Origin of the sequence: Lentzea xinjiangensis (assembly GCF_900110955.1) — a bacterium.
GTDB lineage: Bacteria > Actinomycetota > Actinomycetes > Mycobacteriales > Pseudonocardiaceae > Lentzea > Lentzea xinjiangensis.
On the sequence record NZ_FOFR01000002.1, the window covers coordinates 400,047 to 413,702 of the forward strand.

Annotated in this window: 20 protein-coding genes; 7 read left to right on the forward strand and 13 right to left on the reverse strand. The window is 71.3% G+C overall.

The window, feature by feature from the left end:
* Positions 1 to 4 precede the first annotated feature (4 nt).
* The 9 genes from BMW88_RS07290 to BMW88_RS07330 form a co-directional block, all read right to left on the reverse strand.
* Complete coding sequence (locus BMW88_RS07290; RefSeq protein ID WP_089949815.1) at positions 5 to 490, reverse strand: NUDIX hydrolase; 486 nt, start codon at positions 488 to 490, stop codon at positions 5 to 7.
* A gap of 92 nt (positions 491 to 582) precedes the next feature.
* Complete coding sequence (lepB, locus tag BMW88_RS07295; protein ID WP_245777617.1) at positions 583 to 1,398, reverse strand: signal peptidase I; 816 nt, start codon at positions 1,396 to 1,398, stop codon at positions 583 to 585.
* Positions 1,399 to 1,408: 10 nt separating this feature from the next.
* A complete protein-coding gene (locus tag BMW88_RS07300) occupies positions 1,409 to 2,794 on the reverse strand; it encodes a sensor histidine kinase (RefSeq protein WP_425434622.1) in 1,386 nt (461 codons plus the stop codon).
* Positions 2,791 to 3,489 carry a response regulator transcription factor gene (locus tag BMW88_RS07305; protein WP_089949817.1) on the reverse strand — a complete coding sequence of 233 codons (699 nt, stop codon included), beginning with the start codon at positions 3,487 to 3,489 and terminating at the stop codon, positions 2,791 to 2,793. The genes BMW88_RS07300 and BMW88_RS07305 overlap by 4 nt, the downstream gene beginning before the upstream one ends.
* A 79-nt stretch (positions 3,490 to 3,568) precedes the next feature.
* Positions 3,569 to 4,180 (reverse strand): trimeric intracellular cation channel family protein, encoded by a 612-nt coding sequence (locus BMW88_RS07310; protein WP_089949818.1) that lies wholly within the window; start codon positions 4,178 to 4,180, stop codon positions 3,569 to 3,571.
* A 19-nt stretch (positions 4,181 to 4,199) separates the two neighbouring features.
* Positions 4,200 to 5,180: a nucleotidyltransferase domain-containing protein gene (locus tag BMW88_RS07315; RefSeq protein WP_245777618.1), complete on the reverse strand. Its 981-nt coding sequence runs from the start codon at positions 5,178 to 5,180 to the stop codon at positions 4,200 to 4,202.
* Between the two features lie 56 nt (positions 5,181 to 5,236).
* Positions 5,237 to 6,394, reverse strand: coding sequence for a GNAT family N-acetyltransferase (locus BMW88_RS07320; RefSeq protein WP_089949819.1), 1,158 nt, complete (start codon positions 6,392 to 6,394; stop codon positions 5,237 to 5,239).
* A 44-nt stretch (positions 6,395 to 6,438) separates the two neighbouring features.
* Positions 6,439 to 7,254, reverse strand: coding sequence for a 3-hydroxyacyl-CoA dehydrogenase family protein (locus BMW88_RS07325; protein WP_089949820.1), 816 nt, complete (start codon positions 7,252 to 7,254; stop codon positions 6,439 to 6,441).
* On the reverse strand, positions 7,251 to 7,571 hold the full coding sequence (locus BMW88_RS07330; protein ID WP_089949821.1) for an EthD family reductase: 321 nt from the start codon (positions 7,569 to 7,571) through the stop codon (positions 7,251 to 7,253). Before BMW88_RS07330 ends, BMW88_RS07325 begins: the two co-directional genes overlap by 4 nt.
* Positions 7,572 to 7,645: 74 nt before the next feature.
* On the opposite strand from BMW88_RS07330, the gene BMW88_RS07335 reads away from it, so the two are divergent.
* Positions 7,646 to 8,290, forward strand: coding sequence for a histidine phosphatase family protein (locus tag BMW88_RS07335; protein ID WP_089949822.1), 645 nt, complete (start codon positions 7,646 to 7,648; stop codon positions 8,288 to 8,290).
* A gap of 1 nt (position 8,291) precedes the next feature.
* Here BMW88_RS07335 and rpmF read toward each other — a convergent pair whose 3' ends face one another.
* Genes rpmF through BMW88_RS07350 form a run of 3 tightly spaced genes read right to left on the reverse strand, consistent with a single transcriptional unit; the run spans position 8,292 to position 9,585 of the window.
* Complete coding sequence (gene rpmF / locus BMW88_RS07340) at positions 8,292 to 8,453, reverse strand: 50S ribosomal protein L32 (protein ID WP_089949823.1); 162 nt, start codon at positions 8,451 to 8,453, stop codon at positions 8,292 to 8,294.
* The gene (locus tag BMW88_RS07345) at positions 8,453 to 8,704 is read right to left on the reverse strand and encodes a type B 50S ribosomal protein L31 (protein WP_089949824.1); all 252 of its coding nucleotides are present in this window, start codon (positions 8,702 to 8,704) and stop codon (positions 8,453 to 8,455) included. Before BMW88_RS07345 ends, rpmF begins: the two co-directional genes overlap by 1 nt.
* On the reverse strand, positions 8,701 to 9,585 hold the full coding sequence (locus BMW88_RS07350; protein ID WP_089949825.1) for a GTP-binding protein: 885 nt from the start codon (positions 9,583 to 9,585) through the stop codon (positions 8,701 to 8,703). The genes BMW88_RS07345 and BMW88_RS07350 overlap by 4 nt, the downstream gene beginning before the upstream one ends.
* Here BMW88_RS07350 and rpmB point away from each other — a divergent pair.
* The 4 genes from rpmB to rpsR are packed head-to-tail and all read left to right on the forward strand — an operon-like array spanning position 9,584 to position 10,558.
* Positions 9,584 to 9,865 (forward strand): 50S ribosomal protein L28, encoded by a 282-nt coding sequence (gene rpmB, locus BMW88_RS07355; protein ID WP_089949826.1) that lies wholly within the window; start codon positions 9,584 to 9,586, stop codon positions 9,863 to 9,865. The genes BMW88_RS07350 and rpmB overlap by 2 nt on opposite strands.
* The gene (gene rpmG, locus BMW88_RS07360) at positions 9,865 to 10,032 is read left to right on the forward strand and encodes a 50S ribosomal protein L33 (protein ID WP_089949827.1); all 168 of its coding nucleotides are present in this window, start codon (positions 9,865 to 9,867) and stop codon (positions 10,030 to 10,032) included. The genes rpmB and rpmG overlap by 1 nt, the downstream gene beginning before the upstream one ends.
* A 2-nt stretch (positions 10,033 to 10,034) precedes the next feature.
* Entirely contained in the window at positions 10,035 to 10,328 is a 294-nt protein-coding gene (gene rpsN / locus BMW88_RS07365) for a 30S ribosomal protein S14 (protein WP_089949828.1), read from the forward strand.
* Positions 10,328 to 10,558 (forward strand): 30S ribosomal protein S18, encoded by a 231-nt coding sequence (gene rpsR, locus BMW88_RS07370; protein ID WP_089949829.1) that lies wholly within the window; start codon positions 10,328 to 10,330, stop codon positions 10,556 to 10,558. The genes rpsN and rpsR overlap by 1 nt, the downstream gene beginning before the upstream one ends.
* Here rpsR and BMW88_RS07375 read toward each other — a convergent pair.
* Entirely contained in the window at positions 10,506 to 10,862 is a 357-nt protein-coding gene (locus BMW88_RS07375; RefSeq protein WP_143115997.1) for a hypothetical protein, read from the reverse strand. The genes rpsR and BMW88_RS07375 overlap by 53 nt on opposite strands.
* Before the next feature lie 83 nt (positions 10,863 to 10,945).
* On the opposite strand from BMW88_RS07375, the gene bluB reads away from it, so the two are divergent.
* Positions 10,946 to 11,572 carry a 5,6-dimethylbenzimidazole synthase gene (bluB, locus tag BMW88_RS07380; protein WP_089949831.1) on the forward strand — a complete coding sequence of 209 codons (627 nt, stop codon included), beginning with the start codon at positions 10,946 to 10,948 and terminating at the stop codon, positions 11,570 to 11,572.
* A 589-nt stretch (positions 11,573 to 12,161) separates the two neighbouring features.
* Positions 12,162 to 13,652 (forward strand): tetratricopeptide repeat-containing diguanylate cyclase, encoded by a 1,491-nt coding sequence (locus tag BMW88_RS07385; protein WP_089949832.1) that lies wholly within the window; start codon positions 12,162 to 12,164, stop codon positions 13,650 to 13,652.
* Positions 13,653 to 13,656 lie beyond the last annotated feature (4 nt).

Below are 13,656 nucleotides of genomic sequence, written 5' to 3' on the forward strand. Positions count from 1 at the left end.
GGGACTACCGCCCGATCGTCTCGCCGTCCCGGCCGTGGCGGAACACGCGCCTGGCGATCTCCGCGTCCAGCGGGCTCATCGCGCCGCTCACCGGTTCCGACGGCCGCCACCACCGGAACCCCAGGGCTTCGTCGTTCACGACGAGCCGGGGCACCACCTGGAGCTCACCCCGGTAGACGGCCAGCAGCTCCCGGCGCGGCGGCGCCACGAGGTCGAACTCGGCGACCCCGGCGAAGGTCAGGCCGGCTCCGCGGATGCCGGTCTCCTCACGCAGCTCCCGCACAGCCGTCTGGTGCGGACTCTCCCCGTGCTCACGCATTCCACCAGGCAGTTCCCACTGGCGGCGCCGGCTGTCGAACATCATCAGGACGGCGTGCGCGTGCACGACGACGACCAACGACGCGGGCACGTCCGCATGCTCCGCCTCACCCGGGAAGCGGACGTCGATCAGGACGTTCCCGACGCGATCACGAATCGGAAGCACGGCCATGCCGCCATCCAACCGCAACGCTCGCCGTCGCCGCGAAGGCACGAAAGCGCGCCCGAGCCGACGGCTCGGGCGCGCTTTCGCGTGGTCCGGGCCTACTTGCCGCCGGTCTGCGGGTTGTGGTCGGAGACCGTGCCCCACCGCCCGACGGGGATCACGATCACCTGCGCCTTGCCCACCACGTTGTCGATCGGGATCGCGCCATCGGCCGGCGTGGGGTCGCCGTGCTTGCGCGAGTCCGACGAGTTGTTGCGGTTGTCGCCCATCACCCACAGCTTGCCCGCGGGCACGGTGACCTTCTCGAACGAGTCCTGCTGGCGCGGGCCGCCGCCGAAGTTCAGGTACGGCTCGTCGAGCGGCTTGCCGTCGACCAGCACGCGGCCCTGGTCGTCGCAGCACTCGACGGTCTGGCCGCCGACGGCGATGACGCGCTTGATGAAGTCCGTGCCGCTCGGCTCGGACAGGTTCACCATCGAGCCCAGGTCCTGCAGGGTGCCGACGACGAAGTTCGGCGGCTCCTTGCCGCCCGTCCAGTTCGGCGGGCCGCGGAAGACGATGACGTCGCCCGGCTTGGGGTCGCCGAACAGGTAGGTGATCTTCTCGACCAGCACCTTGTCGTTCACGCAGCCGGTGCAGCCGTGCAGGGTCGTCTCCATCGAAGCCGACGGGATGACGAACACGCGCGCGATGAACGTCTGGATGACCACCGTCAGCAGCAGCGCCACGCTGAAGATGACCAGCAGCTCTTTCCAGAACGGCTGCTTCTTCTTCGCCTTCTTCTTGGAGAACCTCGGCGCTTCGTCGTCGTACGACGACGAGCTGTGCGACGAGGGCGGCCGCGCGGGACCGTCCTCGGCGGGAGGCGTCGTCTCCCAGGTCGACGAAGAATCGTCGTTCACGCGATGACTCACACGCCCCACCTTACGGTCGTCCGGGTAGGCGCAACGTGAACAGGGCCCCGCCCTCGGGCGCTCTGCCCGCCGTGGCCGTGCCGCCGTGCCGCTGCGCCACCTGCTTCACGATGGCGAGCCCGAGACCGGAACCGGGGAGGGTCCTCGCCTCGGACGAGCGGTAGAACCGCTCGAAAACGTGAGGTAGATCGGCGTCCGCGATGCCGGGGCCCGCGTCGGACACCTCCACGACGGCGCTGCCGTCGCCCACCTGGCGGAGGTTCAGCCGCACCGCCGAGCCCGCCGGGCTGAACTTCACGGCGTTGTCGAGGAGGTTCAGAACCGCGCGTTCGAGGGCACTGGAATCACCCAGAAGTGTCCACGGTTGGAGCTGCACGTCGAACGCGACGTTGGAGGCGCGCCGGCGCGCGCGGTCCAGCGCCCGTTCCACCACCTCGACGAGGTCGACCGGCTCCTGCACCACCTGCGGGGCGTCCTCGCGGGCCAGCTCGACCAGGTCGCCGATCAGCGTGGTCAGCTCGTCGAGCTGGGCGCGCACGTCGGACTGGATCTCCCGCTTGTCCTCGTCGGACAACGTGGGCGCGTCCGGGCGTTCCGACGCCAGCAGCAGCTCCAGGTTGGTGCGCATCGAGGTCAGCGGCGTGCGCAGCTCGTGGCCCGCGTCGGCGACCAGGCGGCGCTGCCGTTCCTGCGACTCGGCGACCGCGCCCAGCATCGCGTTGAAGCTGTGCGTGAGCCGCGCCAGCTCGTCGTCGCCCGACACCGGGATCGGCGTCAGGTCGCCGGTGTTCGCGACGCGTTCGGTGGCCTCCGTCAGGCGTTGCACGGGGCGCAGGCCGGTGCGCGCGACGGCCGTGCCCGCGATGGCCGCGAGCAGCACGCCGGCCCCGCCGATGAGCAGCAGGACCACGCTGAGCTTGGCGAGCGTCGTCCGCTGCGGCGTCATCGACTGGGCGATGATGATCGCCTGGTCGCGCTGGTAGGTGACGGCGATTACCCGCGACTCGGTCCGGTGGTCGGTCCAGATGTACTCGGCGCGTTCGCCCTGGGCGACGTCCCACGCCTCTTCCGCGGTCGGGGGCCGCTGGGCGCCCTGCGGGTAGAGCAACTGGCCGCTGTCGGCGAGCAGCACGCCCATCTTCACGTCGCCGGCCGCGAGGAACGCCGCGGGGTACTTGTCGACCAGGTCCGGCGTGTTGATCTTCTCGCCGGTCGCCACCGCCACGGCCCGCGTGCGCAGGCTCTCGTCCAACGCGTCGTACACGCTCTTGCGCACGATCATGTAAGCGCCGAACGACACCAGCGCGACGGCCCCGGCGACGCAGAACGCCGCGAGCCAGGTGACCCGAGCCCGCAGCGACGCCTTCTGCAACCGCCCCTGGGGTTCCAAGATCACGGAGGGGTCTCCCGCAGGACGTAGCCCACCCCGCGCACCGTGTGGATCAGCCGCGGCTCGCCCTCCGCCTCCGTCTTGCGGCGCAGGTACCCCACGTAGACCTCGAGGGCGTTGCCCGAGGTCGGGAAGTCGTATCCCCACACGTCCTCCAGGATGCGGCTGCGGGTGAGCACCTGGCGCGGGTGCGCCAGCAGGAGCTCGAGCAGGGCGAACTCGGTGCGGGTGAGGCTGATGGGCCGCTCACCGCGGCGGACGTCCCTGGTGGACGGGTCGAGCTCCAGGTCGGCGAACTTGAGCACGGCCGCGGACCGGGTGGCGGCGGCGTCGCTGTCGTGGGCGGCGCGGCGCAGCAGCGCGCGCAGCCTGGCCAGCAGCTCCTCCAGCGCGAACGGCTTGGGCAGGTAGTCGTCGGCCCCGGCGTCCAGCCCGGACACCCGGTCGCTCACGGCGTCCCGCGCGGTCAGCACGAGGATCGGCAGGTCGTCACCGGTGCTGCGCAGCCTGCGGCAGACCTCGAGCCCGTCCAGCCGCGGCATCATCACGTCGAGCACCATCGCATCCGGCCTGGCCGCGTTCACCGACTCCAGAGCCTGCATGCCGTCTCCGGCTGTCTCGACCTGGTAGCCGTTGAACTGGAGCGAGCGGCGGAGTGACTCCCTGACCGCCCGGTCGTCATCGACAACGAGGATGCGCATGGAGGCAGTCTTGCCCAGGGAACTGAGAGCCGCCTGAGAAGGGCCCTAACTGCGGGTGTGAGTACCGCGTTAGTTCCCGCTACCCCTCCAGGCCGCGCGCGACGGGCGCGTTCCACTTCCGCCAGAGAGCGGCCAGCCGGATGGTGATGATCACCGCCGCGCCGGTCAGCGACACCAGCCCCCTCGGCAGCCCGGCCCACTCGCCCACCGCGACGACGACCGCACCGGCGAGCGCCGCCACGGCGTAGATCTCTCTCCTCAGCACCAACGGGATCTCGCGGAGGAGGAGGTCGCGGAGCGCGCCACCACCGATTCCCGTCGTCATTCCGATGAGGCACGCCGCGTAGGGAGGCGCGCCGAGAGCGAGCGCGGTGGTCGTGCCCGACGTGACGAACAGACCGAGCCCCACGGCGTCCAGCAGCAGGACGGACCTGCGGAGCTTGGCGACCTGCGGGTGGAGCCAGAACACGATCAGCCCCGTGCCGCCCGCGACCAGCAGGTACTGCCAGTTCCGCAGGCTCGTCGGCGGGTGCACGCCCAGCAGCACGTCCCGGACGATGCCGCCGCCGAGCGCCGTGGTGAGCGCCAGGACGATCACGCCGAACACGTCCAGGCGGGCCCGCACGGCGGCCACCGCACCGGACGCGGCGAACACGGCGATCCCGATCAGTTCCAGGACGATGAGCAGCACGAACGGGAAGAATACGGACTCACCGCGGTGACGCCGCCCGGCGGTAACCGACCTCCAGGCGGCCTCCCGCCGACTCGAGGACCTGCTCCACGACCTCGATGAACCGCTCGGCGCCCTCGCCGCGCACCAGCGCGCGGTAGGCGTCCACCAGCTCGTCCTCCTTCGCGTCGCGGAGCCGGCGCAGCAGCCACTTCCCGTGCCCGAGCCACCGGTTCCGCACGACCAGCGCCAGCTCTCCCGCGCAGGTCAGCAGCCGGGCCGCGACGAACAGCCGCTCGTCGTCGTCCCGCGCGCCGATCAGGTCCTCGAGCAGGTCGGTGGTGCCGTACCGGCGGTCTTCCAGCTCCGTGACCGTCGCGAGGGGAGGGCCCGCGTCCAGCAGAGCGCGCGCCTCGGTCCGCATGCGCTGACCCGTGCCGTCGGCGTCGAGCATGAGGAAACCCTCGGCGCACATGTGCAGCAACGGCGGGCGGCGGTCCTTTGTGTCACGGGCGACGAAGTCCTGGAACGACTCGATGGTGTGGCAGAACAGCTCGACCGGCCAGCCGCGGTGCTCCAGCGTCTCGCGGAACGCGTGCGGCAGGTCGTCGACGATCACGACCATGTCGAGGTCGGAGTTCGCCGTGTAGGTGCCGGCGGCGACGCTGCCGCCGAGGAACGCCGCCGTCGCGAGCGGGAACCGCTCGTCCAGCAGGTCCCTGGCGGCCTGGACCGGGTCCCTGTCCCAGTCCAGGGGCTGCCCGGTGACGTAGTAGTCCTGCTCGGGGTCCAGCGGGCCGAGCACCTGCTCGACGTGCGGCCAGATCTCCCGGCCGACCTGGTGCAGGTCCACCAGCCACGGGTTGTCCTCGGCGTCGAAGAACGGCCTGATCCGGTCGAACTGCGCTCGCGAGATCTCGCGCACGCTGACCGGTGGCCCGTTGTGCCGTCTCGCGTAGCCCTTCAAACGCCAGCCGATGTTGTCGCCGTAGGCGTGCCTCACGTCCTCTTCCCCCGCCACGCCCTCATTGTTACTTGACGGGGCCGTCCGGGTGAACAGCCGAGCGTCGCGGCTTGTCAGAAGAACTCCGCGAGCCGCGGGACGCCGGACGCGCCGACGAGCTGGTCGAGCACCACCGCGTCCGCCGGGTCGCCTTCGAGCAAACCGGCGCGCCGCAACGCGTGCGTGTTCTGCGCGCCGGAGAACCACGGTCCGAGCGCACGCGCGTGCAGCCGCACCGCTCCGGTGCCACCGGGTTCGACCCGCACGGTCCCGTCCTCGGCGATGATGCGCCGCGGGCCCGCGTGCCACGGCGCGTGCGCGTCGACGACCTCCAGGTCCACCGCGGTGTTGGCGAGCGGGGGCCAGCCGCGAGCGGCGACGGCGGCGGGCAGGTCGACGACGCGCAGCATCCAGGCCGACGTCCGGACGGAGTGGCGCACCGGCGTCGCACCGAGCAGGTTCACCGTGGCCGGGTCGGTGATCCGCAGGTCGATCGCTTCCAGGGTGCCGGCCCAGGACGCGAGCGAGGCGAGGAGGGTGAGCTGCGCGTCGACGTCGACGCCGATCAGGTCGTGGACCTTGAGCCGCCCCATGTCGCCGCCGGCCTCGCGCTGGGCCGTCAGGTACCCGCGCAGCCCGTTCGGCCCCGGCAGCACGCTCACCAGGTCCATCTCCAGCACCTCGGCCAGCTCGATCCGCGGCGGCCGGCGGTCGGCCATGCCGTCGATCGTCCGGGCCACCTCGAGGTAGCAGGCGTGCAGCGCGGTGAGATCGCTCTCCTCCGCCGGGCGCGAGGGCACCGGTTCGGCGGGCCGCGGGATCGAGAGCACCCTGTCCATCGGCAGCTCGACCCACTCGAGGACGCCGGTGCGCTCCCAGCCCCGGCCCCGGTACAGCGACGGCACGGTCGCGTAGAGGACCGAGATCGGCTGGCCGTGCTCCCGCATGACGGGCAGCGAGGCGTCCAGCAGCGCGTTCGCCACGCCACGGCCGCGCATCGCGCCGTCCACGGCGACGCCGCCGATCCCGCCCATCGGCACGGCGGCACCGCCGTAGAACTGCCCGTAGGAGCCCACCGTCAGCACTCCGGCGACCCGGCCGTCCAGTTCGGCGACCAGCCCGTGCCTGCCGGGGCGCACGAGCCTGTCCGGCCGCTCGCCAGGGCCGAACGCGACCCGGCGGAGGCGGACCACGGCGTCGAGATCGTCGTCGGTGTACTCCCTGATGCGCACGGACGACTATCTACCACGGACGACCGGCTACCACGGAAGACCGGCTACCAGGAGAAGAAGCCCTGGCCCGTCTTCTTGCCCAGCTCGCCGCGGGCGACCTTGTCGCGCAACAGCGGCGGCGGGTCGAACCGCGGTCCCAGCTCGGCGGCGAGGTGCTCGGCGATCGCCAGCCGGACGTCGAGCCCGACCAGGTCGGTGAGCTCCAGCGGGCCCATCGGCCAGCGGTAGCCGAGCTTCATGCCGGTGTCGATGTCCGCGGCGGAGGCGACGCCCTCCTCCAGCATGCGGATCGCCTCCAGGCCGACGGCGACGCCCAGCCGTGAGGTGGCGAACCCCGGTGAGTCGCGGACCTCGATGACGGTCTTGCCCCACTCCTCGGCCCACGCGCGCGCTTTGGCGACGTTCGCGGGGTCGACGCCCTCGTGGTGCACCAGCTCGACGAGCTGCTGCACCGGGACGGGGTTGAAGAAGTGCATGCCCAGCACGCGTTCGCCGGGAAGGCCCGCCGCGATCTCGGCGATCGACAGCGACGACGTGTTGGACGCCAGGACCGCGTCCGGGCACCTCGCGGCCGCGCGGCCGAGCACCTCCCGCTTGAGCGGCACGTTCTCCGGCACGGCCTCGACGACCAGCTCGGCGTCCGCGGGCAGCTCACCGGTGCTCAGGTTCGCGAACACCGCCGCGGCGTCGGCGAGCTTGCCCCTCTCCTGGGCCCGGTCGAGCGAGCGCCTGACCGCCGCCCTGCCCTGCTCGGCGCGCTCGGCGTCGGCCTCCGACAGCGTGACCTCGTGGCCGTGCGCGAGCAGGACGTGCGCGATGCCGGCGCCCATCGTGCCGCCACCGATCACGACGGCCTTCACGGCTCGACCACCTCCGCGCTGAACATCGCGACCAGCTCCATGCCGCCGATCTCGGCGAGGTTGGCTCCGGAGGTGGCCCACTCCGGCGACTGCACGGCGGCCTTCATCGACTCCTCCGAGTCGAAGTACATCTCGGCGATCAGGTGCGGCTCGTTCTCGCCCAGGAAGCCGGCCAGGACCACGCGCTGCACCCTGGCGACCTCGGCGCGCACCAGACCGGGAACCGAGTTCACGATCGGCAGGTGCGACTCGAAGTACCTCCGGTCGAAGCCCTCCGGGTCGGCGGGCTTCTTGTACAGCGCGATGTACTTGATCATGTGACACCATCCTCCTCGACTCGCCGAGCACTGTAACGCCCGAGGCACCTCGCGGACTGGGGCACGATGGTGGTGTGCGGATCATCCTGCTGCGCCACGGGCAGAGCCTCGGCAACGTCGACGAGCTTGCCTACTGCCGCATCCCCGACCACGCCCTCCCGCTCACCGAGCTGGGCGAACAGCAGGCCGTGGCGGCCGGCGACACGATCAGGGAACTGGTCGGCGAGGGGCCGGTCGCGGCCTACGTCTCGCCCTACCGGCGGACGCGCCGGACGTTCGAGCTGCTCGGGATCCCCGCGGAGCGGATCGTCACCGAGCCGCGGGTGCGCGAGCAGGACTGGGGCAACCTCCAGGACCCGGTGCAGCAGGAGGTGCTCAAGCACCAGCGGCACGCGTTCGGGCACTTCTTCTTCCGGCTGCCCAACGGCGAGTCCGGCGCGGACGTGGACGACCGGGTGGCGGCGTTCCTCGACCGCCTGGAGGCCCGCATGCACCAGGACGAGACGCATCCCAGGACGGTGCTGGTCGTGTCCCACGGGCTCACGATCAGGCTGCTGTGCCGCAGGCTGTTCGACTGGAGCATCGAACTCTTCGAATCTTTGTCCAATGTGGACACATGCGAGAACCGCGTGCTCGACCACGACGGCACGCGGTGGAGGCTGGACCGCCCCTTCGCCCAGTGGCGCGACTCACCGGACGGAGCGGTCCAGCTCCCGTGACCTAGAGCAGCCCCCGCTTGTACGCGGCCACGAGGCGGCGCGGAACGAGGACCTCCTCGCCGCCCGACGTCCGGACGCGCACGAGGTCCGGCGCGGTGGCCTTCCACTGCGAGCGCCGGTGACGGGTGTTGGACCGGGAGGTCTTGCGCTTGGGGACGGCCATCAGCGCTCTCGCTTTCCGTAGCGGCGGTTGAACTTCTCGACCCGGCCCGCGGTGTCGACGAGCCGCTGGGTACCGGTCCAGAACGGGTGCGAGTCGGCGGTGATGTCGACGACCAGCAGCGGGTAGGAGTTGCCGTCCTCCCACTCGACCGTGCGCGACGACGTCGCCGTCGAGCGGGTCAGGAACGTCTTGCCGGTGGACGCGTCCTGGAAGACGACCGGGTGGTAGTCGGGGTGGATTCCGGGCTTCATATCTCCAGCTTTCGGATCGAGTCCACGAAGGACAGTTCGTCGTCGGTCAGCAGCGCCGCACCGAACGCCCTGGTGATGTCGTCGGGCTCGCCGAGGGTGATCGCCACGATCTGCGTGGTCCTGCCCTCGCGCGGCCCGCCGGCACCGACGTGCAGCCCGCCGCCCGCCGACTCGAGGTGCAGCGCGACGTCCGGCTCGTCGGCGACCCAGAGCCGGCCGCGCGTCCGCACCACCGTGCCGTCGAGCAACGAGTCGAGCGCGTCGTTCAGCCGGGCCGGGTGGAACGGCCGGTCGGCCGTGAAAACCGCCGTGGAGACACCGCACTCCGGCGTGAGCGGCAGCAGCCGCGGGCGCCGCCCGCGCTCGACCACCACCGCGTCCGGAGTGCAGCGGTGCGCTCCGGGAGCCAGCCGGTCGAGCACGGCCAGCGTCCGTTCGTCGGCGTCGCCCTGCAGCACCAGCACGTCCGCGGCCTCCGCCTGCGCGACCACGACCTGTGCCACCGTGCGCTGGTCGCTGACCATCGAGGCGTCGCCGAGCGCGTCGTCCAGCCAGGTCGCCGCGTCGAGCACGGTGATCACGCACTCGACCTCGACGCCGAGGTCGCGGCGCACCGCGTCCGGTTCCAGCAACGGGTCCAGGTGCAGCACGAGCGTGTGCCCGGCGAACTGCGCGATCAGCTCCCGCAGGTCCTCGCGCACGGTGCAGGACACGCACCCGTGCAGCAGCTCCACATCGGTCGCGATGCCGTCGACCCACCGCCGCACGCGCGTGTCCCGGGCCACGTGCCGCACGAGCACCGATCCGGGCCGGTCGCACCACACCCGCACGGCGACGTCGTGGTCCACCAGCCCCGCCACCATGACGACAACGGTTTCCATGTGGGGTACCGTAGATGAAAACGAATGTCGTTTCAATCTGGAGGTACCAGTGCGCTGCCAGCTGACCGGCCGTGAGCCGGGCTTCGGCAACCGCGTCTCGCACTCGCAACGCAAGACGCGGCGCCGGTGGAACCCGAACGTCCAGCGCAAGCGGTACTGGGTGCCCTCGCTGAACCGGAACGTGGTGCTGACGCTGTCCGCGAAGGGCATCAAGACCGTCGACAAGCTGGGCATCGAGGCCGTCGTGGCCCGGCTGCGCGCGCAGGGGGTGAAGGTCTGATGGCCAAGGGCAACGACGTGCGGCCGATCATCAAGATGCGGTCGACCGCCGGCACCGGCTACACCTACGTGACCCGCAAGAACCGCCGCAACGACCCGGACCGGCTGGTGCTGCGCAAGTACGACCCGGTGGCGCGCAGGCACGTCGACTTCAAAGAGGAGCGCTGACCGTGGCGAAGAAGTCGAAGATCGCCGCCGACCGGCGCCGCCGCGAGGTCGTCGCGCGCTACGCGCAACGGCGAGCGGAGCTCAAGGAGATGCTGCGGCACCCGGAGACGCGCGAGGAGGCGGTGCGCGGCCTGCAGAAGCTGCCGCGGGACGCGTCGCCGACCAGGCTGCGCAACCGGGACGTGGTCGACGGGCGGCCGCGCGCCTACCACCGGAAGTTCGGGCTCTCCCGCCTGCGGCTGCGCGAGATGGCCCACCGCGGCGAGCTGCCCGGCGTGTCGAAGGCGAGCTGGTGATGAAGGAGCGCAAGCCGCTGAAGCGCAGGCAGAACCTCCTCGCGAAGGAGGGCGTGACCGTCGTCGACTGGAAGGACGTCGCACTGCTGCGCAAGTTCATCTCGGACCGGGGCAAGATCCGGTCCCGCCGGGTGACCGGCCTGACGCCGCAGCAGCAGCGCCAGGTCGCCACGGCGATCAAGAACGCGCGGGAGATGGCCCTGCTGCCGTACCCGTCACAAGGGCGATGACGCGGATCGCCGTGCTGGCCGCGAACGCCAGCACGGCGAGCTGCACCAGCAACGCGAGCGGCCAGGTCGTGTGTTCGTCGACCGTGAGATCGCCGCGAACACCGACCAGGAAGGTCGCGTAGAGGCCCCAGCACTGCACGGCGGCGAGCCCGGCGCCGACGATCGTCGTGCGCAGGGAGACCACCACGACGACCGCCGCCAGCAGGACCAGGGCGAGCAGCGGCCAGGCCCCGGTGAACGCGGTCACCCCGACCCCCGCGCCGAACGCGAGCGCGGAACCCTGCCCGCCTCTCATCCTCCTCATCCGATCGGTGTAGTCCCCCGGTGAGATCAGCGCCACCTCTCCAGCGTGAAGTTGGTGCTTTCGAGTGAGGCACGATCGGTCGAATGAGCCTGTACGACGTTGTGCACCGCCGCCGTGACACCCGTGCCGAGTTCACGGGCGCCGAGATCCCGTCCGACGTGCTGCACCGGGTGCTGACCGCGGCGCACGCCGCCCCGAGCGTGGGACTCTCCCAGCCGTGGGACTTCGTGCTGGTCCGCGACGAGTCGACCCGGCGCGCGTTCCGCGACCACGTCCAGGCGGAGCGCAGCGTGTTCTCGGCCCAGCTCGACCAGGAACGCGCGGAGGTGTTCTCCCGCATCAAGGTCGAGGGGATCATGGAGTCGTCGCTCGGCATCGTGGTCACCTACGACCCGGACCGCGGCTCACCGGCGGTGCTCGGCAGGCACGCCATCGCGGACGCGGGTTTGTACTCCGTGTGCCTGGCAATCCAGAACCTCTGGCTGGCGGCGACGGAGGAGGGCCTCGGGGTGGGCTGGGTGAGCTTCTACCGCGAGGAGGTGCTACGCCGGCTGCTGGAGATCCCCGGCAGGATCCGCCCGGTGGCCTGGTTGTGCGTGGGGCCGGTGCGGTCGCTGCCCGACGCCCCCGACCTGGAACGGCACGGGTGGCGCAACCGGATGCCCCTCGAAGACGTTCTCCATTACGACACGTTCGGCCGACGAAACTGAAGCGGTAGATGCGAACCATCTCTGTCGCAAGCCCCGCCCATCCGCGTCACGTGCGCCTTTCTTTCCCACGCGCACAAGTACGTGCGCGCGCAATCACTTCTGTCCGGACAGGACCGGAAGTGGCGGATTCGGCACGACGACGAGTGCGGGACCGCGCCGGTTTTCCTGAGCCACGGGTCAAATCGGCCGCATCGGCCGGTCGCACGGGGAGTTCGTCCTGCTCAAGCACGAGAACGCCGGCCGGGCGTACCACGAGCCGGCGGAGGGACGCGGGGTTCCCGATGAATTCATCGAAGACGGATGAAGCCGCCCCTCCGGCCGGTTCTCGCCGCCCGCGGAGAGGTCCACTCATGGCAATGGGCGCATGGATCGCGCGTCACCGAAAGCACGCGGCGCAAAACGTTCCGGCGACCCTGTTGACAAGAAGCCGCACTACGGAATGATCATCGATCGAGCCAGGGCGCTGAGCAACGTGTTCGCGCAACCGACTACCCCTCGATGACGTCCTGCACCAGGATCGTTGCGGGGCGCGACCGCCCCGGTAGCCTGTGCAGGCCGCTCGGCGAGTCGGAACGGAGTCGATGAACGAGTGGAGCAGCGTGATCCGCTGGTAGCGGGCCAGATTCCGCGGCTGGACCGGGAGGTCCGCGCGTTGCTCAACGCTGGCCGCCTGCCGGAGGCGAACAGTCTTTTCGACGAGGTGGTCACCAAGGTGTCCCCCGGCGCCGACCGCTGGGTCCGATCGGCCGTGCTGGTCAACCGGGCCGTGATGGCGTGGCGGCTCGGCCGCATCCCCCTCGCCCTGGAACTGGCCGCCGAGGGGTGGACCGACCTCGACGCCGACCGGTCGGACAGCCCCGCCGTGGCCCAGACGATGGGCTCGCTCGGCTACCTGATGGAGGGCATCGGCAACCGGCGCGCGGCGCTCGACATGCTGCGGCTGTCGGTGCAGGTGGCCCGGCGGGCGGGCAACACCGACACGCTGGCCCACTGCCTGCAGCGCCTCGGCGGTTCGTTGAACTTCCGCGCCTGCTCGGGGCCGCCCGCCGCCGCGCCGGCGATCTTCGAGGAGGCGCTCGCCTACCTCGACGAGGGTCTCGGCATCGTCAAGGACGAGGTGCACCGGCGCGCGCTGCTCGGCGCGTTCGGCCGGTCGCTGGCCGGGGTCGGCCAGCTCGACCGGGCGGAGGAGGTCGGCGAGGAGACCCTGCGCCTGGCGGTGGACGCCCAGGACCTGTGGGGCATCTCGGTCGGCAACTGGGTCCTCGCCGTCGTGCGGCGCGAGCAAGGTGCTCTCGAACTCGCGCGCACTTATGCGGCCCGTGCGGTGAAGAACGCCGAACGGATCAACGACACGTCATTGCTGCTGCGGTTCTCCACGGAGCTGGCGGACATCTGTCACGCGCTGGACGACTCAGTCGGTGAGGCCGAGGCGTTGCGCCGGTCGGTCCAGGCCTCGCGCACGGCCACGGAGACGTTGCAGGAGGGCCTCGGCCAGGCGTTGGAGCAGCGCCGGGTGGCCGTGCAGGCACAACGGCTCGCGGTGGCGGCGCAGGAGGCCGCGGCGCGCGACCCGTTGACGGGCCTCGCGAACCGGCTCGGGCTGGAACGCGCCGCTCAGGGACTGCTGGAGTCGACAGCGGCGCGCGGGCGGGTGCCCTGGCTCGTGCTGGTCGACGTGGACTGGTTCAAGGGCGTGAACGACGACGCCGGGCACGCCGCTGGCGACGCGGCGCTGCGCGAGATCGCGGCGTTGCTGCGCCGCGAGTGCCGGGCGGACGACCTGGTGGCGCGCTGGGCCGGCGACGAGTTCGTGGTGCTGCTCGGCGACACCGGGCCGAACATGGACGTCGGCCCGAACGTGGCCGAGCGCATCCGCGCGGCCGTCGACGGCCACGACTGGGCGATGGTGCTCGGCGCGGTCCGCCGCCCGACGGTGAGCATCGGGGTCGCGGCTGGACCGGCCAAACTGGACCAGCTGTTCGCGGCCGCGGACATGGCGCTCTACCGCGCCAAGCGCCACGGCCGCAACAGGGTCGAGGTCGAGCCCTCGGTGGACGAGGTCGTCTCCGGGAACTGAGGGT

Bases quoted from the DNA above. Each gene is read 5' to 3' on its own strand.
- BMW88_RS07290 (WP_089949815.1), bottom strand. From the start codon at position 490: ATGGCCGTGCTTCCGATTCGTGATCGCGTCGGGAACGTCCTGATCGAC.
- BMW88_RS07330 (WP_089949821.1), bottom strand. From the start codon at position 7,571: ATGATCAAGTACATCGCGCTGTACAAGAAGCCCGCCGACCCGGAGGGC.
- rpmB (WP_089949826.1), top strand. From the start codon at position 9,584: ATGTGGGGTACCGTAGATGAAAACGAATGTCGTTTCAATCTGGAGGTA.
- rpsR (WP_089949829.1), top strand. From the start codon at position 10,328: ATGAAGGAGCGCAAGCCGCTGAAGCGCAGGCAGAACCTCCTCGCGAAG.
- rpmF (WP_089949823.1), bottom strand. From the start codon at position 8,453: ATGGCCGTCCCCAAGCGCAAGACCTCCCGGTCCAACACCCGTCACCGG.
- BMW88_RS07305 (WP_089949817.1), bottom strand. From the start codon at position 3,489: ATGCGCATCCTCGTTGTCGATGACGACCGGGCGGTCAGGGAGTCACTC.
- BMW88_RS07375 (WP_143115997.1), bottom strand. From the start codon at position 10,862: ATGAGGAGGATGAGAGGCGGGCAGGGTTCCGCGCTCGCGTTCGGCGCG.
- BMW88_RS07350 (WP_089949825.1), bottom strand. From the start codon at position 9,585: ATGGAAACCGTTGTCGTCATGGTGGCGGGGCTGGTGGACCACGACGTC.
- bluB (WP_089949831.1), top strand. From the start codon at position 10,946: ATGAGCCTGTACGACGTTGTGCACCGCCGCCGTGACACCCGTGCCGAG.
- rpmG (WP_089949827.1), top strand. From the start codon at position 9,865: ATGGCCAAGGGCAACGACGTGCGGCCGATCATCAAGATGCGGTCGACC.
- BMW88_RS07345 (WP_089949824.1), bottom strand. From the start codon at position 8,704: ATGAAGCCCGGAATCCACCCCGACTACCACCCGGTCGTCTTCCAGGAC.